Source organism: Roseovarius sp. MMSF_3350, from assembly GCF_030733425.1.
In the GTDB taxonomy this organism is placed as follows: domain Bacteria; phylum Pseudomonadota; class Alphaproteobacteria; order Rhodobacterales; family Rhodobacteraceae; genus Roseovarius.
Genome location: NZ_JASHIZ010000001.1, coordinates 284508 through 309897 on the forward strand (window position 1 = coordinate 284508; position 25390 = coordinate 309897).

General features: G+C 64.2%; 25 protein-coding genes and 1 tRNA gene. 18 read left to right on the forward strand and 8 right to left on the reverse strand.

Annotated features, from left to right (window positions below):
* The first annotated feature begins 78 nt into the window (after positions 1-78).
* The 5 genes from msrB (at position 79) to RBB31_RS01405 (ending at position 4289) form a co-directional block, all read left to right on the forward strand.
* The gene (msrB, locus tag RBB31_RS01385; RefSeq protein ID WP_306127468.1) at positions 79-522 is read left to right on the forward strand and encodes a peptide-methionine (R)-S-oxide reductase MsrB; all 444 of its coding nucleotides are present in this window, start codon (positions 79-81) and stop codon (positions 520-522) included.
* Positions 522-1031 (forward strand): peptide-methionine (S)-S-oxide reductase MsrA, encoded by a 510-nt coding sequence (msrA, locus tag RBB31_RS01390; RefSeq protein WP_152473310.1) that lies wholly within the window; start codon positions 522-524, stop codon positions 1029-1031. The genes msrB and msrA overlap by 1 nt, the downstream gene beginning before the upstream one ends.
* 147 nt (positions 1032-1178) lie before the next feature.
* The gene (locus tag RBB31_RS01395; RefSeq protein ID WP_306127469.1) at positions 1179-2195 is read left to right on the forward strand and encodes a C4-dicarboxylate TRAP transporter substrate-binding protein; all 1017 of its coding nucleotides are present in this window, start codon (positions 1179-1181) and stop codon (positions 2193-2195) included.
* 67 nt (positions 2196-2262) lie between these two features.
* Complete coding sequence (locus RBB31_RS01400; RefSeq protein WP_306127470.1) at positions 2263-2892, forward strand: TRAP transporter small permease subunit; 630 nt, start codon at positions 2263-2265, stop codon at positions 2890-2892.
* Entirely contained in the window at positions 2892-4289 is a 1398-nt protein-coding gene (locus RBB31_RS01405) for a TRAP transporter large permease (RefSeq protein ID WP_306127471.1), read from the forward strand. The genes RBB31_RS01400 and RBB31_RS01405 overlap by 1 nt, the downstream gene beginning before the upstream one ends.
* 181 nt (positions 4290-4470) lie before the next feature.
* Here the strand turns inward: RBB31_RS01405 and RBB31_RS01410 are convergent, their stop codons facing one another.
* Complete coding sequence (locus RBB31_RS01410; RefSeq protein ID WP_306127472.1) at positions 4471-6654, reverse strand: alpha-ketoacid dehydrogenase subunit alpha/beta; 2184 nt, start codon at positions 6652-6654, stop codon at positions 4471-4473.
* 57 nt (positions 6655-6711) lie between these two features.
* Positions 6712-7554, reverse strand: a complete 843-nt coding sequence (gene bhcR, locus RBB31_RS01415) for an HTH-type transcriptional regulator BhcR (protein ID WP_306127473.1) — start codon at positions 7552-7554, stop codon at positions 6712-6714.
* Between the two features lie 167 nt (positions 7555-7721).
* On the opposite strand from bhcR, the gene bhcA reads away from it, so the two are divergent.
* The 5 genes from bhcA (at position 7722) to RBB31_RS01440 (ending at position 13240) form a co-directional block, all read left to right on the forward strand.
* Positions 7722-8912, forward strand: a complete 1191-nt coding sequence (gene bhcA / locus RBB31_RS01420; protein WP_306127474.1) for an L-aspartate--glyoxylate aminotransferase BhcA — start codon at positions 7722-7724, stop codon at positions 8910-8912.
* Positions 8912-9880 (forward strand): beta-hydroxyaspartate dehydratase BhcB, encoded by a 969-nt coding sequence (gene bhcB, locus RBB31_RS01425; RefSeq protein ID WP_306127475.1) that lies wholly within the window; start codon positions 8912-8914, stop codon positions 9878-9880. Before bhcA ends, bhcB begins: the two co-directional genes overlap by 1 nt.
* A gap of 112 nt (positions 9881-9992) precedes the next feature.
* Positions 9993-11156, forward strand: a complete 1164-nt coding sequence (gene bhcC, locus RBB31_RS01430) for a 3-hydroxy-D-aspartate aldolase BhcC (protein WP_306127476.1) — start codon at positions 9993-9995, stop codon at positions 11154-11156.
* 70 nt (positions 11157-11226) lie between these two features.
* Complete coding sequence (gene bhcD, locus RBB31_RS01435) at positions 11227-12192, forward strand: iminosuccinate reductase BhcD (protein ID WP_306127477.1); 966 nt, start codon at positions 11227-11229, stop codon at positions 12190-12192.
* A gap of 442 nt (positions 12193-12634) precedes the next feature.
* Positions 12635-13240, forward strand: coding sequence for an exopolysaccharide biosynthesis protein (locus tag RBB31_RS01440; protein WP_306127478.1), 606 nt, complete (start codon positions 12635-12637; stop codon positions 13238-13240).
* 94 nt (positions 13241-13334) lie between these two features.
* On the opposite strand, the gene RBB31_RS01445 is transcribed toward RBB31_RS01440, so the two are convergent.
* On the reverse strand, positions 13335-14564 hold the full coding sequence (locus tag RBB31_RS01445; protein ID WP_306127479.1) for a cation:proton antiporter: 1230 nt from the start codon (positions 14562-14564) through the stop codon (positions 13335-13337).
* A gap of 427 nt (positions 14565-14991) precedes the next feature.
* A tRNA-Lys gene (locus RBB31_RS01450) sits at positions 14992-15067 on the reverse strand.
* A 107-nt stretch (positions 15068-15174) separates the two neighbouring features.
* Here RBB31_RS01450 and dapF point away from each other — a divergent pair.
* From dapF to RBB31_RS01475, 5 genes are all read left to right on the forward strand, one after another.
* On the forward strand, positions 15175-16008 hold the full coding sequence (dapF, locus tag RBB31_RS01455) for a diaminopimelate epimerase (RefSeq protein WP_306127480.1): 834 nt from the start codon (positions 15175-15177) through the stop codon (positions 16006-16008).
* Positions 16005-17273 carry a tRNA (N(6)-L-threonylcarbamoyladenosine(37)-C(2))-methylthiotransferase MtaB gene (gene mtaB, locus RBB31_RS01460; protein WP_306127481.1) on the forward strand — a complete coding sequence of 423 codons (1269 nt, stop codon included), beginning with the start codon at positions 16005-16007 and terminating at the stop codon, positions 17271-17273. The genes dapF and mtaB overlap by 4 nt, the downstream gene beginning before the upstream one ends.
* Before the next feature lie 30 nt (positions 17274-17303).
* Positions 17304-17693 (forward strand): nuclear transport factor 2 family protein, encoded by a 390-nt coding sequence (locus tag RBB31_RS01465; protein ID WP_306127482.1) that lies wholly within the window; start codon positions 17304-17306, stop codon positions 17691-17693.
* Between the two features lie 81 nt (positions 17694-17774).
* On the forward strand, positions 17775-18395 hold the full coding sequence (locus tag RBB31_RS01470; RefSeq protein WP_306127483.1) for an FMN-binding negative transcriptional regulator: 621 nt from the start codon (positions 17775-17777) through the stop codon (positions 18393-18395).
* A gap of 52 nt (positions 18396-18447) precedes the next feature.
* Positions 18448-19050 (forward strand): glutathione S-transferase family protein, encoded by a 603-nt coding sequence (locus RBB31_RS01475; protein ID WP_306127484.1) that lies wholly within the window; start codon positions 18448-18450, stop codon positions 19048-19050.
* Between the two features lies 1 nt (position 19051).
* Here RBB31_RS01475 and RBB31_RS01480 read toward each other — a convergent pair whose 3' ends face one another.
* The 4 genes from RBB31_RS01480 to RBB31_RS01495 form a co-directional block, all read right to left on the reverse strand.
* Positions 19052-19753: a calcium-binding protein gene (locus RBB31_RS01480; protein WP_306127485.1), complete on the reverse strand. Its 702-nt coding sequence runs from the start codon at positions 19751-19753 to the stop codon at positions 19052-19054.
* A 104-nt stretch (positions 19754-19857) separates the two neighbouring features.
* Positions 19858-21264 (reverse strand): PepSY domain-containing protein, encoded by a 1407-nt coding sequence (locus RBB31_RS01485; protein WP_306127486.1) that lies wholly within the window; start codon positions 21262-21264, stop codon positions 19858-19860.
* Positions 21265-21309: 45 nt separating this feature from the next.
* The gene (locus RBB31_RS01490) at positions 21310-21702 is read right to left on the reverse strand and encodes a DUF2946 family protein (protein WP_306127487.1); all 393 of its coding nucleotides are present in this window, start codon (positions 21700-21702) and stop codon (positions 21310-21312) included.
* A gap of 39 nt (positions 21703-21741) precedes the next feature.
* Positions 21742-22422: an outer membrane protein gene (locus RBB31_RS01495; protein ID WP_306127488.1), complete on the reverse strand. Its 681-nt coding sequence runs from the start codon at positions 22420-22422 to the stop codon at positions 21742-21744.
* A 225-nt stretch (positions 22423-22647) separates the two neighbouring features.
* On the opposite strand from RBB31_RS01495, the gene petA reads away from it, so the two are divergent.
* Genes petA through RBB31_RS01510 form a run of 3 tightly spaced genes read left to right on the forward strand, consistent with a single transcriptional unit; the run spans position 22648 to position 25388 of the window.
* Positions 22648-23226, forward strand: coding sequence for a ubiquinol-cytochrome c reductase iron-sulfur subunit (gene petA, locus RBB31_RS01500; RefSeq protein ID WP_306127489.1), 579 nt, complete (start codon positions 22648-22650; stop codon positions 23224-23226).
* Positions 23227-23238: 12 nt separating this feature from the next.
* Entirely contained in the window at positions 23239-24579 is a 1341-nt protein-coding gene (gene petB / locus RBB31_RS01505) for a cytochrome b (protein ID WP_306127490.1), read from the forward strand.
* 17 nt (positions 24580-24596) lie between these two features.
* Complete coding sequence (locus RBB31_RS01510; RefSeq protein ID WP_306127491.1) at positions 24597-25388, forward strand: cytochrome c1; 792 nt, start codon at positions 24597-24599, stop codon at positions 25386-25388.
* The last annotated feature ends 2 nt before the right edge of the window (positions 25389-25390 follow it).

The following is a 25390-nucleotide window of genomic DNA, read 5'->3' on the forward strand; positions in this document are numbered from 1 at the left end:
ATCACGCCTGCGCGTTCAGGGCTTGCAAAGCGCCGGGGACAGGCCATTTCTCTTGAGAAAGCAAAAGCGGGGGTATCCATGATCTACCAGAAGACCGAAGACGCGGTGGCGCGGCTGACGCCGGAGCAATACCGCGTGACGCAGGAGAACGGCACCGAGCGGCCCTTTACCGGCGAATACAACGATCACAAGGCCAGCGGCATCTATGTCGACATCGTGTCGGGTGAGCCTCTGTTCGCGTCGTCCGACAAGTTCGAAAGCGGCTGTGGCTGGCCGAGTTTTACCAAGCCGATCGCGCCCGCGCACGTGACTGAGCTGCGCGACGACACGCTTGGCATGGTTCGCACCGAAGTGCGCAGCGCCCATGGCGACAGCCATCTGGGTCACGTCTTTCCCGACGGGCCGCAGGACCGGGGCGGGCTGCGATACTGCATCAACTCGGCCTCGTTGCGGTTCATCCCGCGTGACGAGATGGAGGCCGAGGGCTATGGTGACTATCTGGATCAAGTGGAGGACGTATAATGGCTGAAGAACGTGCAGTGCTGGCAGGCGGATGCTTCTGGGGCATGCAGGAGCTGATCCGCAAGATGCCGGGCGTCGGCAAGACCCGGGTAGGCTATACCGGGGGTGACGTGCCCAATGCCACCTACCGCAACCATGGCACCCATGCAGAAGGCATCGAGATCTGGTTCGATCCCGACAAGATCAGCTATCGGCAGATCCTGGAGTTCTTCTTTCAGATCCACGACCCGACCACGCTGAATCGTCAGGGCAATGACGTGGGCATGAGCTATCGCTCGGCGATCTATTACGTGAACGAAGAGCAAAAGGCGGTGGCCGAGGACACGATTGCCGATGTGAACGCGTCCGGCCTCTGGCCGGGCAAGGTGGTGACCGAGGTCGAGCCCGTGGGCGATTTCTGGGAAGCCGAGGCCGAGCATCAGGACTATCTGGTGCGCTTTCCGGCGGGCTATACCTGCCATTTCCCGCGCCCCGATTGGGTGTTGCCGCGGCGCGACGCTGCGGAATAGGGCGCAGGAAACCACCTGCCGATCCGCCATGGAGAGCCGTCCCATCCGGGGCGGCTTTTTCGGTTTGCCGAATATCTACCCAAAAATACCCTGTTGCGTCGTGGGTCGAGACACTTAGTATTCCCGGCACAAACAGGGAGAGAACCAATGAACAAGATGATCGGAGCCGGCGTCACCGCCGCGCTGTCCTTTGCTTTTGCCGGAGAAGCCTTGGCCGTGGAGTGGAACGTCTCGGTCTGGGGCAAGCGCCGCGCCTTCACCGAGCATGTCGAGAAGCTGGCCGAGTTGGTCGCCGAGAAGACCGACGGCGAGTTCACCATGAACGTCAGCTATGGCGGGCTGTCCAACAACAAGGAAAACCTGGACGGGATCTCCATCGGCGCCTTCGAGATGGCGCAGTTCTGCGCGGGCTATCACCCCGACAAGAACCGCGTGATCACCGTGCTGGAGCTGCCGTTCCTGGGTGTCAGCAACCTCGAGGAAGAGGTGGCGGTTTCGACGGCCGTCTACAACCACCCCGCAGCAACGGAGGAGATGGAGCAGTGGAACGCCAAGCTGCTGATGACATCGCCCATGCCGCAGTACAACCTGGTCGGAACCGGCGAGCCGCGCGACGAGCTGGCCGACTTCGAAGGCATGCGCGTGCGGGCCACAGGCGGTCTTGGCGAGGCGTTCAAGGCGGTCGGCGCGGTACCGACATCCGTTACCGCGACCGAAGCCTATCAGGCGATGGAATCGGGCGTGGTCGACACGGTGTCGTTTGCGCAGCACGCGCACCTGTCGTTCGGCACGATCAACCAGGCGGACTGGTGGACGGCCAACCTGAACCCCGGCACGGTGAACTGCCCGGTGGTGGTGAACATCGACGCGTATGAAGGGCTGAGCGACGAACACCGCGAGGCGCTGGACAGCTCGGTGCCCGAGGCACTGGACCACTACCTGGCCAACTACGGCGAGCTTCTGAAGCGCTGGGACAGCGTTCTGGAAGAGAAAGGCGTCGAAAAGGTCATGATCTCGGACAGCGTGAAAGAAGAGTTCAAGGCGCAGGCCGCGGACCCCGCACGTGAAGCCTGGATCGAGGAGATGGAAGCGCAGGGCCTGCCGGGCCAGGAGCTTTACGACCTCGTGCAGAGCACGCTTGAAGAGCAGCGCGCCTCCAACTGATCGCACATGATCTGCACCGCCCGGCGTCGCGCCGGGCGGTGCTGTATTCCTGACGGGGGAGGATCGGATGGCCGGGGCATCGACCGTTCTGAGCGACAGCAGCCTGCTGAGCCGGCTTGATCGCGCGCTGCTTCCCCTGGAGCGGTTCATGGCGCTGTTGAGCGGGATCGCGGCGTTTTCCCTCATGTTTCTGGCGGCTTACTCGGTTTCGGGGCGCAAGTTTTTCGACGCGCCGCTGGCGGGATATGTCGATTACATCGAGGTGCTGATGCCGCTCATTGCGATCATGGGCGTGTCCTATGTTCAGCGCGAGGGCGGGCATATCCGCATGGACATCCTGATCGGGAACCTGAGCGGGCGCCTGCTGTGGTTTCTGGAACTGTTGACGGTGCTGCTGGTGCTGGTGTTGATCGTGGCTCTGGTCTGGGGCTCCTGGGCGCATTTCGACCGGTCGTTCGATTGTGCACGGCCCCTGTGTTCGCGGGACAGCACCATCGACATCGGGTTGCCCGTGTGGCCGGCGAAACTGGTCGTGCCGGTGGCGCTGGGCGTGCTGGTGGTCAGGCTGGTGTTGCAGGCCGTCGGGTATGGCCGCGCCTTCCTGCGTGGCCTGGAGCGACCCGTCGCGGTGCCACTGGCCCTGTCGGTCGCCGAGCAGGCCGCGCTTGAGGCCGAGCAGCTGGAAGGGCGGGATTGATGGATCCGATCACCATCGGCCTTTGGACCACCGGCTTCATGCTGGTGATGGTGGTCATCGGGATGCGCGTGGCCTTTGCCGCCGGGCTGGCGGGGTTCCTGGGCCTTGTGTGGCTGCGTTGGAACGGGTTCGACTATGACCCCGCCCGGCTGTGGAAAGCGGTGGAGATCAGCGTCAAGGTCGCCGGTCAGGTGCCGCATTCCAAGGTGTCGGCAAACGCACTTTCCCTGATCCCGACCTTCATCCTGATCGGGTACCTGGCCTATTACGCGGGCCTGACGCGCGCCCTGTTCGAGGCCGCCAAGCGGTGGATCGCCTGGGTGCCCGGTGGTCTGGCCGTGTCGACGGTGTTCGCCACCGCCGGTTTCGCGGCGGTGTCGGGGGCGTCGGTGGCCACGGCGGCGGTGTTTGCCCGCATAGCTATCCCCGAAATGCTTAAAATTGGGTATAACAAACAGTTCGCTGCTGGCGTGGTGGCCGCCGGGGGCACCTTGGCGAGCCTTATTCCGCCCTCTGCCATCCTGGTGATCTATGCCATCATCGTGGAGCAGGACGTGGGCAAACTGCTGCTTGCGGGGTTCATTCCGGGGGCGTTTTCGGCCATTGTCTATGCCACGCTGATCATCGGGATCGCGGTCATTTTCAAGTCCGTGGGGCCGCCGGTGGGCGGGTTCACCTGGCGCGAGAAATTCGCCGCGCTGCCGGCCGCGCTGCCTATCGTGGCGGTGGTCGTGATCATCATCTTCTTCGTCTACAACCCGTTCGGCGATGCCTGGGGCACGCCCACCGAAGGCGGCGCGGTTGGGGCGTTCATCGTATTCCTGATGGCGCTCTACCGGGGTATGCGGCTGGGCGAGTTGAAGTCGGCGCTGATCGAGACCGCGAAGCTGACGGTGATGATCTTTACCATCATCTGGGGTGTGCTGATTTACGTGCGATTCCTAGGGTTTGCGGACCTGCCGGGGGCGTTTGCCGACTGGATCACGTCGCTGACCGTGTCGCCGATGCTGATCCTGATCTGTATCCTGCTGGCCTATGCCGTGCTGGGCATGTTCATGGATGCGATCGGGATGCTGCTGCTGACCCTGCCGGTGGTCTATCCGGCGGTCATGGCGCTGAACGGGGGCGAGTTCGTGAGCGTCGAGGACAGCGCCTTCGGCATGTCGGGCGAGATGTGCGCGATCTGGTTCGGGATCCTGGTGGTGAAGATGGCGGAGTTCTGTTTGATCACGCCGCCCATCGGCCTGAACTGTTTCGTGGTGGCGGGCGTGCGCCCGGACCTGAGCGTTCAGGACGTGTTCAAGGGGGTGATGCCGTTCTTCATCGCGGATGCGGTGACGATCGGGCTGCTGGTGGCGTTTCCGATCATCGTGCTGTGGCTGCCGGGGCTGGCGTGACGGCGGGACGCGAAGGTTAACGGGGCGGAAAAGGCGAAAACCACGTCGGTATCGCGTCGGTATTTAAGTGGTATCGCGACGGTGGCCGCGTCAGGTGCGCCGGATTAACAGAGCGGACGTTGCGCTGTGTGGCCCACGTGGCGATTTTGAGTATTTCTGGAACGATGAAAGCCGAGGTCGTCTAATCGCGGCAGAGGGTGCGCGCGGTGGCGAGGATCGTGTCCGCCGAGGGCATCGTGGCGGCATAGGCCGGGCCGGTGGCGATGAAGCTGTCGGTGGCGGTGAGGCGGCTGTGAGGGATGTCCGTATGCTCGGTGAAGAGCGCCATCAGCGCCTCGGCCACGCCGCCGGAGTGGCGGGTTTCGTCCACGATCAGGATGCGGTCGCAATCGGTCACGGCGTCCAGGAGGGCCGGGCCGGGCAGGGGTGAAAGCCAGCGCAGGTCGATGACGCGGGTCTTGAGGCCGTCGGCGTCGAGGTGGGCCTGCGCCTGGCGCGAGAGGTGGTGGCCGTTGCCGAAGGTGACGATGGCCAGATCGGTGCCGTCGCCGTGCTGGCCGACGTGGCCGAGGGGGATGGTCTCGGACGGGTCGGGATAGGTGGTGAGCCAGGCGTTGTCGCCGGCCTCGGACAGATCGCGCATGGGGTAGAGGGCGATGGGTTCCAGGAAGACGACGACGCGCTGTTCCTCGCGCGCGAGCCGGACGCATTCGCGCAGCATCATGGCGGCATCGGCGCCGGTGGAGGGGCAGGCAAGGATCAGGCCGGGAATGTCGCGCAGGACGGCGACGGAATTGTCGTTGTGGAAATGCCCGCCGAAGCCTTTCTGGTAGCCGAGCCCCGCGATGCGGATAACCATCGGGTTGGTGTATTGTCCGTCCGAGAAGAAGGGCAGGGTTGCGGCCTCGCCGCGCAACTGGTCCTCGGCATTGTGGAGATAGGCGAGGAACTGGATTTCGGGGATCGGCAGGAAGCCGTTATGGGCCAAGCCAAGCCCGAGACCGAGGATCGAGGTTTCGTCGAGCAGGCTGTCGATCACGCGGGCGGGGCCGAAGCGGTTTTGCAGCTTTTGCGTGACGCCGTAGACGCCGCCCTTGCGGCCCACATCCTCGCCCATGCAGATGATCTCGGGGTGGGTGAGCATGAGGTCGGTGAGCGCCCAGTTGATGTGACGCGACAGGATCTGCGGCTCATTCATCGCCTTGAGGTCGGGGCCGAAGGCCTGCGAGCGGGCCTCGGGAGAGGGGCCGTTGGTGGGGGCGCAGTCGCGTTTCGGCGGGATGAGGGAGGCCATGACATCCTGCGCGGTTTGCAAGCGGGGGCGGGTGGCGGCCTTGTCGCAGGTCTTTTCGACCTCGGCGCAGGTGTCGGTGTAGAGGGTGCGGGCGTCCGGCGGGGTCAGGATGCCGGAGCTGTCCAGCAGGCGGACGGAATGCAGGAGGGGGTCGTTGGCCTCGTCGGCCTCGACCTCGGATTTGGGCAGGTATGTGGTGGGCACGTCGGCGCCGGCATGGCCGTAGAGGCGCACGGTGCGGATGTGCAGGAAGACCGGCTGGCGGTGGGTGCGGGCGTGGTGGGCGGCGCGCTGGGCCGTCGCAAAGGTGTCGTAGATATCCAGCCCGTCGCAGGCCATGTAGGTCAGGCCCGGGCGGTGGGCGAAATTGGCGGCGATCCAGCCCTTGGGGGTTTTCACGGAGATGCCGATACCATTGTCCTCGCAGACGAAAAGCATTGGCAGGGGGACGTTCTGGTAGGCGGTCCAGGCGGCGGTGTTGAAGGCGGCCTGGGCGCTGGCGTGGTTGGCCGAGGCGTCGCCGAAGCTGGCCATGACGATGCTGTCGCGGGGCAGCTGTTCATGCTCGGGCGCGTGGCGGCGGGCGAGGCCGAGGGAATAGGCGGTGCCGACCGCCTTGGGCAGGTGGCTGGCGATGGTGGAGGTCTGGGGCGGGATGTTGAGCGCCTTTGACCCAAGCACCTTGTGGCGGCCGCCGGAGATGGGATCCTCGGAGGAGCAGGCGAAGGAGAGGGCCATGTCCATGGCGATATCGTCGTGGCCGGTCTGCAGGGCGCGGGCGATCTGGAAGGCGGCGTCGCGGTAATGCAGGAAGGCCATGTCGGTGGGGCGCAGGGCGGCGGCGACGGCGGCCATGCCTTCGTGCCCCGAGGAGCCAATGGTGTAGTAGCCCTGACCGGCCTTTTGCATGACGCGCGCCTGGGCGTCGAGCGCGCGGGAGAGGCATTGGGCGCGGAAGATGAGGCGGGCGGTGTCGGGGTCGAGCGGACCGACAGGATCGCGGCCCGGGGGCAGGTCGCCCGCAGCGGTGCGGGACAGGAAGTTTTCGTGCACGATCTGGGCGCGGTCCATGGTCGGGCTCCTTCTTGTGAGGGAAGGCGTAGCCAAGCGGCGCGGGAATGGGAAGGGTCAGGTGCCGGGAACGTGGCGGGTGACGCCGCCGATGGCCGTGGTGAGGTCGGTCGCGGCCTGCATCACGGCGGCGCTGAGGCGGTCGATATCGCCGGTGCCGACGCGGCTGGTGGGGCCGGAGACGGAGATGCCGGCGACGGGCTCGTTGTTGAAATCGAAGACCGGCGCGGCGATGCAGCGCATGCCGATGTTCTTTTCCTCACCGTCGATGGAATAGCCGCGGGCGCGGGTGCGGGCGAGTTCGGCCCGCAATATGCCGGCGTCGGTGATGGAGTGCTCGGTATAGGCGGTGAGGGTCTGACCCTGGAGCAGGCGGGCCAGGCGGGCGTCGTCCATTTCGGCCATCAGCGCCTTGCCGATGCCCGAGGCGTGCATCTGCGAGAGCGTGCCGGGCGGGAAGAATGCGCGGATGCTGGCATGGGTTTCGACCTGGCTGACGAAGAGGACCTGGCCGGAGGTTTCGACGCCCAGGTTGGCGGTTTCGCCGGTCGCCTCCATCAGGCGGCGCAGGATGGGGCGGGCGCGTTCGACAAGCGTGGTGCGGCGCAGGAAGCGGGCGCCGATGATGAAGGCCTGCGGGCCGATATGCCAGGCCTGTTCCTCGGGGTCGAACTCCACCAGGCCGCGCGTTTCCAGCGTGACGAGCACGCGGTAGAGCGTGGCGGGGGACTGGTCCATCTCGGTGGCGAGTTCGGAAAGCGCCTTGCCCTGGTGCTGGCTGACGTAGTCGAGCACTTCCATGGCGCGGTCGAGGGATTTGATGGTGTTCTGATCGGTCTTGTCGTCCCAGCCGCGGGGGCGGCCGCGGGCGCGTCGGGGGGCGGGATTCGGCTCGGCCATTTGGTGCCTCGGTATAATTTTGAAATATTACTTCACATTATGAAAAATATAAGCATCTGACAAGTATAAATAAATCAACTCAAATCAAAAATGAAAAACGATTTCAAAAAAATTTTCAAGCGTGAGCAAGCCCTGTACACAGGCGGTGAGTTTTGGAGGAGACGAACATGAGTTTTCAGAATCCCGTTTTCATTCCCGGCCCGACCAACGTGCCGGAGAGCCTGCGCAAAGCCTGCGATATGCCGACGATCGACCACCGGTCGGCCATCTTCGGAGATATCCTGCACCCCGCCCGCGCGGGCGTGCAGAAGGTGCTGAAGTCGACCTCGGCGGAGGTGTTCATCTTTCCGTCGACCGGCACGGGCGGTTGGGAAACCGCGCTGACCAACACGCTGTCGCCGGGCGACAAGGTGCTGATCGCGCGCAACGGCATGTTCAGCCACCGCTGGATCGACATGTGCGAGCGGCACGGTCTTGACCTGGTGATCGACGAGACCCCCTGGGGCGAGGGCATTTCCGCCGAGCGGTACGGCGAGATCCTGACCGCCGACAAGGGGCACGAGATCAAGGCGGTGCTGGCCACGCATAACGAGACGGCGACCGGCGTGAAGTCGGACATCGAAGCGATCCGCAAGGCGATGGACGCCGCCGGCCACCCCGCGATGCTGTTCGTGGACGGCGTCAGTTCCATCGGGTCGATGGATTTCCGCATGGACGATTGGGGCGTGGACGTAGCCGTGACCGGCTCGCAAAAAGGGTTCATGCTGCCTGTCGGCCTGGCCATCGTCGGGTTCAGCGAAAAGGCGATGGAGGCGACGAAGTCGGCCAAGCTGCACCGGACGTTCTTTGATGTGCACGACATGCTGAAAGGCTATGCGGCCAGCGCCTATCCCTATACGCCGGCCGTGGGGTTGATGAACGGTCTGAAAGTGTCCTGCGACATGCTGCTGGACGAAGGGCTGGAGGCGGTTTTCGCCCGGCACACGCGCATTGCCGATGGCGTTCGCGCGGCGGCGAAGGCATGGGGAATGCCGCTTTGTGCCAAGTCGCCGGAGGTTTACTCGGATACGGTAAGCGCTATCTGCACGCCTGAAGGCTTCAACGCGACCGAGATCGTGACCCATGCGGCGGATGCCTATGGCATGGCGTTCGGCGTGGGTCTTGGCGAGGTCGCGGGCAAGGTGTTCCGCTTTGGTCACCTTGGAAGCCTGACGGATGCGATGGCCCTGTCCGGCCTTGGCACGGCGGAAATGTGCATGGTGGACCTGGGTCTTGATATCGAACTTGGGTCCGGTGTGGCAGCGGCACAGGATGTGTGGCGCCGGCGCCCGGCCCAGAGCCAGAAGGACGCTGCCTGATGAAGGACGCCACGGAGATGTATATCCCCACATACCAGGACATGCTGGACGCACATGAGCGGATCAAGCCGCATATCAACCGGACGCCGGTGTTGCAGTCGGCTTATCTGAACGAGTTGACCGGCGCCGAACTGTTCTTCAAATGCGAGAACTTTCAGGAGCCGGGGGCGTTCAAGGTCCGTGGCGGATCGAATGCCGTGTTCGGCCTGAGCGACGAACAGGCCGAGAAGGGTGTGGCGACGCACTCGTCCGGCAACCACGCGCTGTGCCTGAGCTATGCGGCGGGGCGGCGGGGCATCCCGTGCAACGTGGTGATGCCGCGCACCGCGCCGCAAGCCAAGAAGGACGCCGTGCGGCGCTATGGCGGGACGATCACGGAGTGCGAGCCGTCCACGTCAAGCCGCGAGGCGGTGTTCGCCGAGGTGCAGGAAAAGACCGGCGGCGAGTTCGTGCATCCCTATAACGACCCGCGCGTGATCGCCGGGCAGGGGACGTGTTCGAAGGAGTTCATGGAGCAGGTCGATGGCCTTGAAATGATGGTCGCGCCCATCGGTGGCGGCGGCATGATTTCGGGCACCTGCCTGACGCTGTCGAATCTGGCGCCCGAGGTGAAGATCATCGCGGCCGAGCCGGAGCAGGCGGATGACGCCTATCGCAGTTTCAAGGCCGGGCATATCATCGCCGACGACGCGCCGGACACCATTGCCGACGGGCTGAAAGTGCCGCTGAAGGACCTGACCTGGCATTTCGTGTCGAACCACGTCAGCGAGATGTATACCGCCAGCGAGGAAGAGATCATCGAGGCGATGAAGATCACGTGGAAGTACCTGCGGATCGTCATGGAGCCCAGCTGTGCCGTGCCTCTGGCGGTGATCCTGAAGAACCCCGCTGCCTTCCAGGGCAAGCGCGTGGGTGTGATCGTGACCGGCGGCAATGTCGATCTGGACAAGTTGCCGTGGATGACGTGATTCCTTTGCACCCGGTTGTGGTTTCCGATAGGAAACTTACGTAGACGATATGAGCCAGCAGGGCGGCGAGGCCCTGCATGACAGTCACATCAATTGGATAGGGAGAGATCCGATGAAAGACATGAGCAATCTCGACGATTTCGAAGTGGGCTTCGACATTCCGGCCAAGCCGGGAATGGATGAATCCGAGATCCAGACGCCCTGCCTTGTGCTGGACCTCGACGCGCTGGAGCGCAACATCAAGAAGATGGGCGATTACGCCAAGGAACACGGCATGCGCCACCGCACCCACGGCAAGATGCACAAGTCCGTGGACGTGCAGAAGCTGCAGGAGCAACTGGGCGGCGCGTGCGGCGTCTGCTGTCAGAAAGTATCCGAGGCCGAGGTGTTCGCCCGTGGCGGCATCAAGGACATTCTGGTGTCGAACCAGGTGCGCGACCCGGCCAAGATCGAACGACTGGCCAAGCTGCCGAAGCTGGGCGCGCGGACGATCTGCTGCGTGGACGACCTGGCCAACGTGGCCGACCTGTCGGCGGCGGCGCAGAAGCACGGCACCGAGATCGAGTGCCTTGTCGAGATCGACTGTGGCGCGGGCCGCTGCGGCGTGACAACGACGCCGGAAGTGGTGGAGATTGCCAAGGCGATCGACGCGGCAGACGGGCTGAAGTTTTCGGGCATCCAGGCCTATCAGGGCGCGATGCAGCACATGGACAGCTATGACGACCGCAAGGAGAAGATCGACATCGCCGTGGCGATGGTGAAGGACGCGGTCGACCCGCTGAAGGCCGAAGGGCTGGACTGCGATATCGTCGGCGGTGGCGGCACCGGATCGTATTACTTCGAGTCGAACTCGGGCGTGTATAACGAGCTGCAATGCGGCTCCTACGCCTTCATGGACGCCGATTACGGCCGCATCCTGGACAAGGAAGGCAAGCGGATCGACCAGGGCGAGTGGGAGAACGCGTTCTTCATCCTGACCTCGGTCATGTCCCACGCCAAGGCGGACAAGGCGATCGTCGACGCGGGCCTGAAGGCGCAGTCGGTCGACAGTGGCCTGCCGGTGGTGTTTGGCCGCGATGACGTCGAATACATCAAATGCTCGGACGAGCATGGCGTGGTGAAGGATCCCGGCGGCGCGCTGAAGGTCAACGACAAGCTCAAGCTGGTGCCGGGCCACTGCGACCCGACCGCCAACGTGCATGACTGGTATGTCGGCGTGCGGAACGGCAAGGTGGAAACCGTCTGGCCGGTGTCGGCCCGCGGCCACGCATACTGAACCCAATTCTTCCTGTGGACTGTCGGGGTTGGCTTTTCGCTGACCCCGCTTTTTTGAAAGGCCCCGAAACATGATCATTGTTCCCGAGCGCGAGATTGCCGACCTGATGACCCGAGAAGCGGCGTTCGATGCTGTCGAAAAGGTGTTTGCCGCGATGGCGGCGGGTGACGCGTACAACTTTCCGGTCGTCCGCGAGGCGATCGGGCACGAGGACGCGCTTTACGGTTTCAAGGGCGGGTTCGACAAGGCGGGCCTGACGCTGGGGCTGAAGGCCGGGGGCTACTGGCCCAACAACCTGGAGAAGCGGGACATCATCAACCACCAGTCGACGGTGTTCCTGTTCGATCCCGATACCGGCAAGGCCAAGGCGATGGTGGGCGGCAACCTGTTGACCGCGCTGCGCACTGCCGCGGCCTCTTCGGTGTCGATCAAGCATCTGGCGCGCAAGGATGCCAAGGTGATCGGCATGGTCGGCGCGGGGCATCAGGCGACGTTCCAGCTGCGCGCGGCGCTGGAGCAGCGCCAGTTCGAGAAGGTGATCGGCTGGAACTATCACCCCGAGATGCTGCCCAATATCGAGAAGGTCGCCAAGGAAGCCGGCGTGGCCTTCGAGGCGGTGGAACTGGACGGGATGACGCAAGCGGACGTGATCATCTCGATCACTTCGTCGTTCAATGCCACGCTGATGGCCGACCATGTCGGTGCGGGCTGTCACGTCGCGTGCATGGGCACCGATACCAAAGGCAAGCAGGAGGTCGAGGCGGCACTTTTGCAAAAGGCGACGGTCTTCACCGACGAGGTGGCGCAGTCGATCAGCATTGGCGAGGCGCAGCACGCAGTGGGCGAGGGCCTGATCACGGAAGGCGACGTGCACCAGATCGGCGCGGTCATCAACGGCACCCATCCGGGGCGGACGAGCGATGAGGAGATCACTCTGTTCGACGGCACCGGCGTGGGCTTGCAGGATCTGGCCGTGGCCGCGAGCGTCGTGGAACTGGCCGTGGAGCAGGGCCGCGCCATCGAGGTGGATTTCTGAGGCGGACGTTTCGCCCCTGGGCCTGGCCCAGTTAGAGGCGCGGGGGAAACTTCGCGCCTTTTGCTTTGGCCTGGACCTGTGGCTGGAAGGGCCCGGACAGGGCCACGTAATCCGAGCCCGATTGCATCGCAGCGACAGGGAAAGTGGCCGTCTGCCGGGACGCAGCCCTTGGGGACCCGTAGTAGTCGAGTGGAGTTGGTCAGACGCTGATCGCGCCGGGCAACGATTCATCGATTGCTGTTGGCTGCACGAGAGCGCTTCGAAAGCGGCTGAACCAGCCTTTGAAATCAGACTTATCGATCAGCGTTCACAGCCCGGATCGGGCCTGGCGGGCTTCTTGGGAACGGGATGTGCTGACGCCTGTATCGAGCTCGACGCGCAATGTGAGATCGAGGAACGATCGTTTCCAGATGGCGTTGGTTCCGGTGGAGGATGTCGCGGTATGAGGGAAGAAGAAGGCGCTTTAAGTGACGTCCTCGAAGAGCTCGAAAAAGCTCTCGAGGGAAGAGATTCGGTTGAGGCAGGCCGTTTGATCGATGCGCTCGATCATCGTGGATACGGACCCGCATTGGCCACTCTGCCCCTGCTCGAACTCACTCCCATCGGCGGCATTCCGGGTTTCCCGACATTCCTCGCGCTCACGCTCGCCATTCTCACTATTCGACTGCTGGCGGGCTATGAGCATTTCTGGGCTCCCGACTGGCTCCGTCGACGCAAGCTCAGGTCGGAACGCGTGATCAAGTCAGTTGACTGGTTGAAGCCTCTATCGCTTCGGATCGATGCAAAGCTTCAGGAGCGCCTGTCAGGTTTCGCGGGCTCGACTGCAAGGCGGGCGGCCTGCATCGTGATCCTGGGGCTTCTCCTTATGGTGCCGCCTCTCGAGGTTGTTCCTTTCGCCACGTCCGGGCCCATGATCGTTGTTGCGATTTTCGGCCTTGGCCTGCTCTACCGCGACGGTCTTCTCATGCTCTTGGGTTTTACAGGAGCGGTCTTTGCGGTCGTTTTCGGATTTTGGGGCCTTGTCGGTTCAGGGGGCTCTTCAAGCTGAATCCAAGCGGGCGCAGGCCGGAGTCGCGGCCGTATCCGTTCCTGTTGGAGGTGAAGCACCAGCTTAATCACCCGAGGCCGGGCCGAGCGGCCGATCACTCAGGGCGCGTACCCTTCGCCCTGCGGCCGTAGAGCATCACGCCGGGGCTGGCCGTTACCCCATGCAGCAGCACTGAAACCGCGACTACGGCGCTCGCCATCGCCCAAATGCGGGGATCGTGAAGGGTTTCTTCGGCATGAAGGGCATAGTAGATCGCTGCCACACCGACCGGTCCGAACCAGCCAAAGAACACTGCGTCGCGACGAGTGATCTTCAGAAACGGGACCAAAAGCAGGATCGCCAGCGGCCGGCGCAACACCAGAACTGCCAAAGCGAAAATGAGCAGTGTCCAGCCACGATCAAGCCATGCGTTCCACGGCAACAGAGCCCCGGTCAGCACGAAGACTGGCAGGGTGAACAGCTTGGTGACGGCTTCCTGCACGTTCTCGTCCTCCAGCTCGGCCTCGCGATCGACGAGCGTATTGAAAGCCACGCCGGCGGCAAAGGACGCCAGTATACCATCCGAGCCCACGGCATGCGCGCCGGCCACCGCCAGCAGCGCCAGAGCCACCGAGAGGCCCAGAAGCGAGCTGTGCTCCACCCAGCCGCGCCGATCGCCGACGCGCAGCGCCACGCCGGTCAGCCCACCAAGCGTCGCCCCTATCCCGACCGCGAGCAGGAGGTCGACAGGGATGACATGGGTGATCACCTGCGTCAGCCCCGCCTCGCTTCCTTCTGTCATCATCAGGAGAGGCAGGAGCACCAGCAGATAGGCCAGCCCGTCATTGGCGCCTGATTCCGCTGACAGGATGCTCCGGCTCTTTTGCGGCAACTCGGCCTCGGCGACATGCCCGGTGACGATCGAGGCCGCGACGACCGGATCGGTCGGCGTGAGGGCCGCTCCGAGGCTCATCGCCAGCAACGGCGCCAGCCCGAATGCCAGCCACGCCAGACCGCTGGAGACCGCCCACATCAGCAACAGCCCCGGTCCAAGCAGGATAAGCAGAGGCCGCCGCAACTCCAGGAGATCCCTTATCGGCACACGCAGGGCCACACCCATCACGGAGATCGCCAATGTCAGCCGTGCGGCCTCTTTCAGGATCGCATGCGGCGCTCCCCATTCGTCCGGGCGCAGTAAGCCCGCGCCTGTAGGCCCTGCAGCAATTCCGACGCAAAGTGCCAGCAGCGGTCGAGAAACCGGTAGCTTCTGCAAGGGGCCCGAGGTCAGGCCCAGCAGAACCACCGTCAGTGCTGATATCGCCATCGTCAGATAGAGCTGCTGCATGATCGTTCACCGTTCCCCGTGTTCGACGCTGGGGAGAGTTTAACGAAGATCTAACGTTTCGGCCCCCGAAGGCCGCCGTGGTCCGACATCACAACGGATAACTCCATCTTTGAATCGGCGAAAGGGTGGTTGAACCTATCGTTGTTCTACCGGTCACCACTGAGGCAAACGCCAACGCGACGCCGAAGGAAGAACGGAATGCGAAGCAGATCGACCCCGCCGATGCGCCCGGGATCGCACGACGTGCAGATATGACAAAGTCGAGACGGGAACGAATTGTCCCTTGTGTGGCACACTGTGTCAGCGTTTGGAGCAGCTGTGTTCCGATACTTGGTCACTCAAGCTTTCAGATGCCGCAGAGGTAGGCACACCTGAACACGGCGGCCCATCAAAAGGTAGAATGGTGACCTGCCAAGTCGGTGAAAAGTGGTGAGCCGTGCAGGATTCGAACCTGCGACCCACTGATTAAAAGTCAGTTGCTCTACCAACTGAGCTAACGGCCCACTAGGCGGCCTATCTAGAAAGAGGGCGCAGGGGGGTCAAGCCCGAATCGAAGGGAATTTTCCGGTGTGGCTGGATTCGTCGAGACGGGGGCTTTATATGCGCGGCCATGAGCGATGCACAGGACACCGGGTTGCCCTTCATGAAGATGCACGGGCTGGGAAACGACTTTGTCGTCGTGGATGCGCGTGTGCGCGCGCTGGAGGTCACGCCGGGACTGGCGCGGGCCATCGGGGACCGGCATCGCGGGATCGGGTTCGATCAGATGGCGGTGATGCACGCGGGCGCGGGGGATGCGCATCTGGAGTTCTGGAACAGTGACGGGACGCAGGCCGCGGCCTGCGGGAACGCGACGCGGTGCATCGCGCGGTATCTGTTGGACGAATCGGGCAAGGAGAGCCTGCACCTGACCACGGCACGGGGGGATCTTTATGCGGTGGACGCGGGCGAGGGGCTGACCTCGGTCAACATGGGGGCGCCGTTCCTGGAGTGGGACGGGGTGCCGCTTGCCGAGGAAATGGACACGCTGGAACTGCCCATAGAGGGCGGGCCTGTGGCGACGGGGATGGGCAACCCGCATTGCACCTTTTTTGTCGAGGATGCCGAGGCGGTGCCGATGGAGAGTTTCGGGCCGCGCTACGAGCATCATCCACTGTTTCCCGAGCGGACCAACGTGCAGGTGGCCAGCATTGTCGGCCCCGATCACATCCGGATGCGGGTTTGGGAGCGGGGCGTGGGCCTGACGCTGGCCTCAGGGTCTTCTTCGTGTGCGGTCGCGGTGGCGGCGGCACGGCGGGGGCTGACGGGGCGCAAGGTGCGGATCGACCTGGATGGCGGCACGCTGCGGGTGGAGTGGCGCGAGGATGGCGTCTGGATGACCGGGCCGACGATGCATGTCTGCGACGGGGTGCTGACGGCGGATTTCCTGAGGGCCGCGTCATGAGCGCGCCGGTCTTCACCACGCTGGGCTGTCGGCTGAACGCGTACGAGACGGAAGCCATGAAGGAGCTTGCCGGCGCGGTTGGGCTGGAGAATGCCGTGGTGGTGAACACCTGCGCGGTGACCGCCGAGGCGGTGCGCAAGGCGCGGCAGGAGATTCGCAAGCTGCGGCGCGAGAACCCCGAGGCGCGGCTGATCGTGACGGGCTGCGCGGCGCAGACGGAACCGGAGACGTTTTCGGCCATGGCCGAGGTGGATGCCGTGATCGGCAACACCGAAAAGATGGTGCGCGACACCTGGGCTGGCCTCGCCGCCGATTTCATCGGCGAGACAGAGGCGGTGCAGGTGGACGACATCATGAGCGTCACCGAGACGGCAGGGCATCTGATCGACGGGTTCGGCACGCGGAGCCGCGCCTATGTGCAGGTGCAGAACGGGTGCGACCATCGCTGCACGTTCTGCATCATACCTTACGGTCGGGGCAATTCGCGCAGCGTGCCGGCGGGGGTTGTGGTGGATCAGATCAAGCGGCTGGTGGATCGCGGATACAACGAGGTGGTGCTGACCGGCGTGGACCTGACAAGCTGGGGCGCAGACCTGCCCGCCGAGCCGAAACTTGGCGATCTGGTGATGCGTATCCTGAAGCTGGTGCCGGACCTGCCGCGCCTGCGGATATCGTCGATCGATTCGATCGAGGTGGACGAGAACCTGATGCGGGCGATTGCCACCGAAGCGCGGCTGATGCCGCATCTGCATCTGAGTTTGCAGCATGGCGACGATCTGATCCTGAAACGGATGAAGCGGCGGCATTTGCGGGACGACGCGATCCGGTTTGCCGAGGAGGCGCGTGCGCTGCGCCCCGATATGACCTTTGGCGCGGATATCATCGCCGGGTTCCCTACCGAGACAGAGGCGGCGTTCGAGAACTCGCTGCGGCTGGTCGAGGAGTGCGGGCTGACCTGGCTGCATGTCTTTCCCTACAGCCCGCGGCCGGGCACGCCGGCGGCGCGGATGCCGCAAGTGGACGGGCGGGCGATCAAGGAGCGGGCGGCGCGGTTGCGGGCGGTGGGCGCAGCGCGCGTGGCGCGGCATCTGGACGAACAGCAGGGGCGCGTGCACAGGGTTCTGCTGGAGAATGCCCGGATGGGGCGCACCGAGCAGTTCACCGAGGTGACGTTCGGCAGTGACCAGCCCGAGGGGCAGATCGTGTCGGCGCGCGTGACCGGGCATGATGCGGCGCGGCTGACGGCGGACCCCGCCATGTGCTAGACTGTATGCGGTCGGCCGGGGGAGGCGCGCATGCGTACGGAAGAGATTATCGAAAAGGCAGTGACGGCGTATTCCAGCGGCGACACGGGCGCGCTGGATGCGTTTTTGGCCGACAACCTTTGCTATTGGATCAACGGTCAGCCGGAATGTGGGAAGTTCACCTGTGACGTGACGGGAAAACCGGCGTTCTATGATGCTGTGGGCGCGATACTGGAACGGTGGGACATCAGCGACTACCGGATCGTCGACCTGATCGTGAGCGGCGATCGGGCGGCGGCGCAAGTGGCGCACGGGGCGACGCACAAGCAGACGGGGCGGCAGTTCGACACGCGGCTGGCCCTGTTCTTTGCGGTCAGGGACGGGCAGATCACCGAGATTGTCGAGTATCACGATACCGCCGCATTGGCCCGGGACCCCTGAGCCGCGATTGTGACGGGGACAATTCTTTGCTGGCCTTGAGGCCCGGCGCCGCGACATGGTGGGCGCAAAAGGAGCCGTGCCATGCATCCCAATCCGATCTTTCGCCAGACGCCCGACGCGCGGAACATCGCCTTCGCGCGGGCGCAGGGCTTTGGCGTGCTGGCGGTGGCGAGCGAGGGCGCGCCGCTGATGAGCCATATCCCGTTCCTGTTGTCGGAGAACGGGGAGGTGGCGGAGTTTCACCTTGTGCGCTCGAACCCGATCGCGCGGGCGCTCTCTGCGCCTTTGCATGCGCGGATCGCTGTCGTTGGGCCGTATTCCTATGTCTCGCCGGACTGGTATGGCGTAGAGGACCAGGTGCCGACGTGGAATTACGTGGCGGTGCATCTGGTGGGGGAAGTGGAGTTGCGGCCGCAGGACGAGATGCGCGATTTGCTGGACCGGCAATCGGCGCAGTTCGAGGAGCAGTTGCTTCCGAAGGCGCCGTGGACGTCGGACAAGATGACGCCGGACGTGATGGACCGGATGATGCGGCAGATCGTGCCGTGCCGGATGCGGGTGGACGAAATAGCCGGCACATGGAAGTTGAACCAGAACAAGACGGATGATGTGCGCCTGCGGGCCGCCGAGGCGGTGGAGGCATCGGGGATGGGTGTGCAGACCGGGGCGCTGGCCGCGCTGATGCGGGAGGCGGGCAGCTAGACCTTGGCGGATCGGCGGCGTAGCCTGTGGGAAAATCGGAAAGGGATGTGCGATGCAACTGATCTCTGCCAAGCCGTCGCCCTATGGGCGCAAGGTGAAGGTGACCCTGATCGAGACCGGGCTGATCGACGAGGTCGAGATGGTCGAGGTGACGACCACGCCGGTGGCGACCGATGCGGCGGTGGCGGCGGCGAACCCGGTGGGCAAGATCCCGGCGCTTGTTCGCAATGACGGGCCGACGCTGTACGATAGCCGGGTGATCTGTCGCTACCTCGATGCGCGGGCGGGCACGACGCTGTACCCGCAGGGCCGGATCTGGGAGACGCTGACGCTGGAGGCGACGGCGGACGGGATTCTGGATGCGGCGCTGGCGATGGTCTACGAGCGGCGGGTAAGGTCCGAAGCCATGGTCTACGAGCCGTGGATCGAGGCGCAGTGGGAAAAGGTCGCGCGCAGCGCGGCGGCGATCAATGCGCGGTGGATGAGCCATTTGCGCGGGCCGCTGGATGCGGGGCAGATCGCGGTGGGCTGTGCGCTGGGCTATCTTGATTTCCGGCTGGGCGACCGGGGGTGGCGCAAGGGGAATGACGCGCTGGCCGACTGGTTCAAGGCGTTTGCCGAGCGCGAGAGCATGACGGCCACCGCGCCCGACTGAGTCAGAAGATGAAGTCGTCGGCGGCGAGCGGCGCTTCGAGGCCGGTGAAGATGATCGAGTCGCCATTGCCGAGGTCGATCAGCGCCTGATCGCCGGAATAGGTGATAAGCCCTTCGATGTCGGCGAAGGACGTAAAGCCGAAGCCGCCGATGCCGACCTGGTCGATCCCGGTCTCGAAATTGTCGATCACGTCGTTGCCGTTGCCTTGCACGAAGTAGACGCTGTCCACGTCGCCGTCGTCGGTCAGGAAGATGAAATCGTCGCCCGTGCCGCCGAAGACGATATCGGCGCCTTCGCCGGTGTGGATGCTGTCGTCGCCGGCCTCGCCATAGAGGTTGTCGTCGCCCTCGCCGCCAACGACGACGTCATCGCCGCCATTGGCGATGATCACGTCATTGCCCAGCCCGCCGAAGACGCTGTCATTTCCCGCGCCGGTTTCGATCGTGTCGTCGCCGGCGAAGCCGTAGTATCGTGAGCCGTCCGCGGTATTGGTGTCGAAGATATGGTCGTCGCCTTTCGTGCCATGCACCTCGCCGGGCAGGACGCGGCCGCCGGGGGCGCCATCGTGGCTGTCTTCGCCATCGGTGAAATCGCCGGGCAGGTCGGGGCGGCCGTTGAGGCTGAATACACCCTTATTTGTAGAGGTGCTGCCGGTGAAATCGTCGATGGCACTGTCGATGAACTGGAAGCTGTCGCGTTTCATTGTGTGGTCCTCTGCGTTGAACATGACCATGTGTCGGGTCGCAGAGTTGCAGCGTTCAAAGAAAGCGGCCCGGGGTGGAGAGACCCCGGGCCGCTTCATGTGGCTCAGGTCAGCAGGCGCCGCAGCGGCGGGATGCGGGAGATGACCAACACGTCGAGCGCGATGACCCCGATCAGCGTGAGGCCCGCCAGCGGGAAGGCCAGCGAGACCAGCAGACCCACCAGCACTGCGCCGGACCAGAGCGGCATTTTGGCGGGCATCGGCGGCGGGGCGAGGCGGGCGGTGCCCGAGGGGCGGCGTTTCCACCACATCACCACCGCCGTGACGCAGAGCATCAGGACCGTCAGGCAGAAGGCGGTGTTGGCCAGAACGCTCCAGAGGCCCAGCGTGCCCATGTGCAGCGCGATGCCCACGGCCATGGCCTTGCCGGCGAGCGAGTAGTCCTCGTATCGGATATCGGCGAGGATCTTCCCGGTATATCGGTCCACGTGGGTGGTACGGTCGGTCGTGGGGTTCACGTCATCGGTGTTCATCGAATCCCGTCCGAAGGTGTAGACGCCGGTCTCGCCCGAGGGCAGGTTCATCTGGTAGCGCCCGTCAAAGCCGATCTGGCGGGCCAGCGCATCCATGCTGTCGATATTGACCGGGGTGCCGGGGGCGAGGCCGTCGGTGCCGGCCTGGCTGCCAGAGGCGGGCAGGGGTGTCTGTTCCAGCACCCAGGGCACGTCGGCGCGGCCGGCGTTGAGGCTGGCATGGGTGGTGTCGGAAAGGGGGACATTGTCCCATTTCTCGGCGGGGAACTGGCTCCAGGCCTGAACCATCTTGGCGCCCCAGATACCGGTCCAAGAGAGGCCCGAGATCAGGAAGAAGATGAGGATGATGGAGATCCAGAAGCCCGCTGCGCCGTGCAGGGAACGCCAGCCGGCGCGGCCCCGGCCCAGGCGGGGCAACAGAGCCTCGCGCCAGGTGCCGCCGCCGCGGGGCCACCACATGTAAAGGCCGGTGGCGATCAGGACCATGCCGATGGAGGCGGCGATTTCCAGCATCCGGTCGCCGGTGACGCCAAGCCTGATGTCGCTGTGCAGGCTGTCGGCAAAGTCGTACCAGCCGCTGCGGCGCGGCCAGCTTTGGATGACCCGAGCCGTGTAGGGATCGACGGCGACCATCTGCGGGCCGGTGGCATCGTCCACGCGGAAAACCGCGGCGACATCATCGGTGCGGGGCGCGATATAGGCGCGCAGCTCGCCCTCGGGGACGGCGGCGAGGGCTGCCTTGGCCTGATCCGAGACGGCCGTGGGTGCCTCCGATGCGGTGACGGGGATACGTTCGCCGTCGCGCCCGTCAAGATGAGCGATCCAGAGCATCATCAGGCCGGTGATGGCCAGAAGGGCGAAGAAGGGGATGACGTAAAGCCCGGCGTAGAAGTGCCAGCGCCACGCGGCGCGGTAGAGTTTTTGCGGGTCATGCGCAGCGGTCTGGGCCGCGCCCATGGGGGTAGGGTCGGAAACCATGACGGTTCTCCTTTGATGTGAAGCAGTTGGGTAAGTGCAGTCAGATCAAAGGTATGCGGGGGGTGCGCGGGGTTGCGCCGGGGGAAATCCGGGGCGCGGGAGCGGGGCTGCCGCGTGAACCAGAACGGCGTCGCGATGGGTGGCGCGGATCGGGCGCGCGGCAAGGATCGGGGCGACCGCCGGTTCGGCGGCCTTGGCGTGTGTGACCCAGGGGCAGGGCACGTCCTCGGCCTCGACGGGGGTGCCGTTTTCATCGACGGTGATGCTGCGCTCGGCATCGCCGGTACAGAGCACGACCGTGATGCCGCCGGGCTGGAACTGGGGCATGGTGCCCGGTGCGAAGGAGGAATAGGCGGTGTAGACGACAAGAAACGCCCAGAGCAGCATCAGGCCGATGCCGCGGGTCGCGCCGGAGCGGTGTGGGCGTTTCATGGTCATGACAGGTCAATAGCGCGCGCCGGGGGCGCGCGCCAGACCCTAGAAGCTGTAGCTGATGCCGAAGTTCAGCGCGTGGGTCAGCAGGTCGGTGCTGAGGCGGCCGTCGGGCTGGCCGGGGTCGCCGTCGATGGTGATGTCGTTCTCGGAATAAGTCATCTGGTATTCGCCGAAGAGCGCCCAGCGGTCGGTGAAGTCGTACTTGATGCCGGCGATGCCGCGCACCGCGACGCCGGTGTTTTCGTAGTCGTAGGTGCGGTTGGTGGCGCCCACGGCAAGCGCATCGACATGCGGAACCGCGACGCCGAGGCCGCCGCCGACATAGGGCGTGAAGCGGCCCTGGTTGAACGCGCCGGGCCAGCGTTTCATCACGTTGGCGGTGAAGATGTTGTGGCCGTCCGACAGCTCGAACCGGGTAAGGCCGACGGCGGCGGCGTCGCCCGCCGGCATGTAGGCCTTGGTGTGCGTGCCCTCGAGCCCGAAGCCCCAGTTGGTATCGGTCCAGTACATGATGCGGCCACCGTAGTAGATGGGCGCATCGAAGGGTTTGCCGTCCCAGCCGATGTTGCGGCTGAAGCCGCCGCCGCCGTTGGGCAGCGTGCCGCTGGCGGTGCTTTCGGTCACGCCCTGGGCGCCGAGATAAAAGCTGAGCTCGATCTCGGCGGCGGCGGGGCTGGCCATTGCGAGGAGGGCGAACAGGGAAACACGAACGGAATTCAGCATGATACGGGCCTTTTCAAGAAACAGCGCGGGTTGGCTCGTGCTTACACCCGCGGCGGGACCGTCACAAGCGCGACAGATGAGCACCCTCTTCAAATGATTGGCATTGTGCACTGGACGCCTCAGGCAAGCTTGGATAAATACGCGCATGATCGCGGTGAGGGGAGTCGTCCGTCTGCCGCATACGGGGATTTGCCTAGAAGGCTCAGACAGATTGGAGATTGGCTCGTGTCCCACGCAGAAGACCACGAAGGTACACGCAGAGATTTCATTTATTACGCGACCGCCGGCGCGGGTGTCGTGGCGGTCGGTGCAGCGGTTTGGCCGCTGGTCAACCAGATGAACCCCTCTGCCGACGTTCAGGCGCTCAGCTCGATCCGGGTGGACGTGTCCGGTATCGAACAGGGTTCGCAACTGACGGTGAAATGGCTGGGCAAGCCGGTCTTCATCCGCCGCCGCACCGAGGCCGAGATCGAGGCCGCGCGCGAAGCGGACGTCTCCAGCCTGCCCGACCCGATCGCGCGGAACGAGAACCTGCAAGGCGAGGTTCCCGCCTCGGACGAGAACCGGGCGCTGGATGAAACCGGCGAGTGGCTGGTGCAGATCGGTGTGTGCACGCACCTGGGCTGCGTGCCGCTGAGCAATGCCGGCGATTACGTGCTGGACAGCGGCGTGGGTGGCTGGTTCTGCCCCTGCCACGGGTCGCACTACGACACGGCGGGACGGATCCGCAAAGGCCCCGCGCCGACGAACCTGCCGGTGCCGATTGCCGAGTTCGTCGACGAAACGACCGTGAAACTGGGATAAGGAATAACAACAATGGCTGGAATTCCTCACGACCATTACGAGCCGAAAACCAGTGGCGAGAAGTGGCTGAACCGCCGCCTTCCCATTGTCGGTCTTCTGTACGACACGATCATGATCCCCACGCCCAAGAACCTGAACTGGATGTGGATCTGGGGCATCGTGCTGACCTTCTGCCTGGTGCTGCAGATCGTCACCGGTATCGTCCTGGCGATGCACTATACGCCGCATGTGGACGAGGCGTTCGCGTCGGTCGAGCACATCATGCGCAACGTCAACGGCGGGCACATGCTTCGCTACCTGCACATGAACGGCGCCTCGCTGTTCTTCTTTGCGGTCTACCTGCATATCTTCCGCGGTCTTTACTACGGCTCCTACAAGGCGCCGCGCGAAATCACGTGGATCATCGGGATGCTGATCTACCTGCTGATGATGGGCACGGCCTTCATGGGCTACGTGCTGCCCTGGGGGCAGATGTCGTTCTGGGGAGCCACGGTGATCACCGGGCTGTTCGGGGCGATCCCGCTGATCGGTGAGCCGATCCAGACATGGCTGCTGGGTGGTCCGGCGGTGGACAACGCCACGCTGAACCGCTTCTTCAGCCTGCATTACCTGCTGCCCTTCGTGATTGCCGCCCTCGTGGCCGTGCATATCTGGGCGTTCCACACAACGGGCAACAACAATCCCACGGGTGTCGAAGTGCGCCGCACCTCGAAGGCCGAGGCCGAGAAGGACACCGTTTCGTTCTGGCCCTATTTCGTGATCAAGGACCTGTTCGCACTGGCCGTGATCCTGGCGGTGTTCTTTGCCATCGTGGGCTTCATGCCGAACTACCTGGGCCACCCCGACAACTATATCGAGGCCAACGCCCTGGCGACGCCGGCGCATATCGTGCCCGAATGGTATTTCCTGCCGTTCTACGCGATCCTGCGGGCGTTCACGTCGGACGTGTGGGTGGTGCAGTTCGCATCCTTCATCACCGGCGGCATCATCGATGCCAAGTTCTTTGGCGTGCTGGCCATGTTCGGCGCGATCGCCGTGATGGCGCTGGCGCCATGGCTGGACACCTCGATGGTGCGCTCGGGCCGGTATCGGCCGATGTTCAAATGGTGGTTCTGGCTGCTGGCGGTCGACTTCGTGCTGCTGATGTGGCTGGGCGCCCGCCCGGCGGAAGAGCCCTATGCGACCTACTCGCTGATCGCCTCGACCTATTGGTTCGCCTACTTCCTGGTGATCCTGCCGCTGTTGGGCGTGATCGAGAAACCGTTGCCGATGCCCGAGACCATCGAAGAGGATTTCGAGGCGCACAAGGCGACGACCGGCGGCACGACCACCGTTGCCAGCCCGGCCGAGTAAGAGAAAGGATCAGGCAAATGATGAAGACATTCGCGATCAGCGCAGTCACGGCCCTGGCCCTTTCGACCGGTGGCGCGTTCGCCGCCGGTGAGGGCGGCCACACCAAGGATGTCGACTTTTCCTTCGAGGGACCGTTCGGCAGCTTCGACCAGGCACAGCTTCAGCGCGGACTGCAGGTCTATACCGAGGTCTGTGCGTCCTGCCACGGGCTGCAATACGTGCCGCTGCGAACGCTGGCCGACGAGGGCGGGCCGCATTTCTCGGAAGCTGAAGTGCGTGCCTATGCCGAACAGAACTTCGAAGTGTTCGATGAGGAACTGGACGATTTCCGTGCGGCACGCCCGGTCGACCATTTCCCCGGGTCCAACCTGGAAAACGCACCCGACCTCAGCCTGATGGCCAAGGCCCGTGCCGGGTTCCACGGTCCCGCAGGGACGGGGATCAACCAGCTTGTCAAAGGCATGGGCGGGCCGGAATACATCTATTCTCTGCTGACCGGATATACCGGCGAGACCAAGGAAGAAGCGGGAACCACGCTTTACGAGAACACCGCTTATCCGGGAACCTGGATCGGGATGGCGCCGCCGCTTTACGGCGAGGACGTGGAATATGCCGATGGTCACGCGAACGACCTGAGCGCGATTTCCAAGGATGTCGCGGCGTTCCTGATGTGGACGGCGGAGCCCAAGATGATGGACCGCAAGCAGGCGGGCCTGACCGGGGTGATCTTCTTGACGCTGCTGTCGGTGCTGCTGTACCTGACAAACAAGCGGATCTGGAAGCCGATCAAGAAGAAATACGAAAGCTGAGG

What these genes read in the sequence shown, in the direction of transcription:
- msrB (WP_306127468.1), top strand. Translation starts at nt 79, where the DNA reads ATGATCTACCAGAAGACCGAAGACGCGGTGGCGCGGCTGACGCCGGAG.
- msrA (WP_152473310.1), top strand. Translation starts at nt 522, where the DNA reads ATGGCTGAAGAACGTGCAGTGCTGGCAGGCGGATGCTTCTGGGGCATG.
- RBB31_RS01395 (WP_306127469.1), top strand. Translation starts at nt 1,179, where the DNA reads ATGAACAAGATGATCGGAGCCGGCGTCACCGCCGCGCTGTCCTTTGCT.
- RBB31_RS01400 (WP_306127470.1), top strand. Translation starts at nt 2,263, where the DNA reads ATGGCCGGGGCATCGACCGTTCTGAGCGACAGCAGCCTGCTGAGCCGG.
- RBB31_RS01405 (WP_306127471.1), top strand. Translation starts at nt 2,892, where the DNA reads ATGGATCCGATCACCATCGGCCTTTGGACCACCGGCTTCATGCTGGTG.
- RBB31_RS01410 (WP_306127472.1), bottom strand. Translation starts at nt 6,654, where the DNA reads ATGGACCGCGCCCAGATCGTGCACGAAAACTTCCTGTCCCGCACCGCT.
- bhcR (WP_306127473.1), bottom strand. Translation starts at nt 7,554, where the DNA reads ATGGCCGAGCCGAATCCCGCCCCCCGACGCGCCCGCGGCCGCCCCCGC.
- bhcA (WP_306127474.1), top strand. Translation starts at nt 7,722, where the DNA reads ATGAGTTTTCAGAATCCCGTTTTCATTCCCGGCCCGACCAACGTGCCG.
- bhcB (WP_306127475.1), top strand. Translation starts at nt 8,912, where the DNA reads ATGAAGGACGCCACGGAGATGTATATCCCCACATACCAGGACATGCTG.
- bhcC (WP_306127476.1), top strand. Translation starts at nt 9,993, where the DNA reads ATGAAAGACATGAGCAATCTCGACGATTTCGAAGTGGGCTTCGACATT.
- bhcD (WP_306127477.1), top strand. Translation starts at nt 11,227, where the DNA reads ATGATCATTGTTCCCGAGCGCGAGATTGCCGACCTGATGACCCGAGAA.
- RBB31_RS01440 (WP_306127478.1), top strand. Translation starts at nt 12,635, where the DNA reads ATGAGGGAAGAAGAAGGCGCTTTAAGTGACGTCCTCGAAGAGCTCGAA.
- RBB31_RS01445 (WP_306127479.1), bottom strand. Translation starts at nt 14,564, where the DNA reads ATGCAGCAGCTCTATCTGACGATGGCGATATCAGCACTGACGGTGGTT.
- dapF (WP_306127480.1), top strand. Translation starts at nt 15,175, where the DNA reads ATGAGCGATGCACAGGACACCGGGTTGCCCTTCATGAAGATGCACGGG.
- mtaB (WP_306127481.1), top strand. Translation starts at nt 16,005, where the DNA reads ATGAGCGCGCCGGTCTTCACCACGCTGGGCTGTCGGCTGAACGCGTAC.
- RBB31_RS01465 (WP_306127482.1), top strand. Translation starts at nt 17,304, where the DNA reads ATGCGTACGGAAGAGATTATCGAAAAGGCAGTGACGGCGTATTCCAGC.
- RBB31_RS01470 (WP_306127483.1), top strand. Translation starts at nt 17,775, where the DNA reads ATGCATCCCAATCCGATCTTTCGCCAGACGCCCGACGCGCGGAACATC.
- RBB31_RS01475 (WP_306127484.1), top strand. Translation starts at nt 18,448, where the DNA reads ATGCAACTGATCTCTGCCAAGCCGTCGCCCTATGGGCGCAAGGTGAAG.
- RBB31_RS01480 (WP_306127485.1), bottom strand. Translation starts at nt 19,753, where the DNA reads ATGAAACGCGACAGCTTCCAGTTCATCGACAGTGCCATCGACGATTTC.
- RBB31_RS01485 (WP_306127486.1), bottom strand. Translation starts at nt 21,264, where the DNA reads ATGGTTTCCGACCCTACCCCCATGGGCGCGGCCCAGACCGCTGCGCAT.
- RBB31_RS01490 (WP_306127487.1), bottom strand. Translation starts at nt 21,702, where the DNA reads ATGACCATGAAACGCCCACACCGCTCCGGCGCGACCCGCGGCATCGGC.
- RBB31_RS01495 (WP_306127488.1), bottom strand. Translation starts at nt 22,422, where the DNA reads ATGCTGAATTCCGTTCGTGTTTCCCTGTTCGCCCTCCTCGCAATGGCC.
- petB (WP_306127490.1), top strand. Translation starts at nt 23,239, where the DNA reads ATGGCTGGAATTCCTCACGACCATTACGAGCCGAAAACCAGTGGCGAG.
- RBB31_RS01510 (WP_306127491.1), top strand. Translation starts at nt 24,597, where the DNA reads ATGATGAAGACATTCGCGATCAGCGCAGTCACGGCCCTGGCCCTTTCG.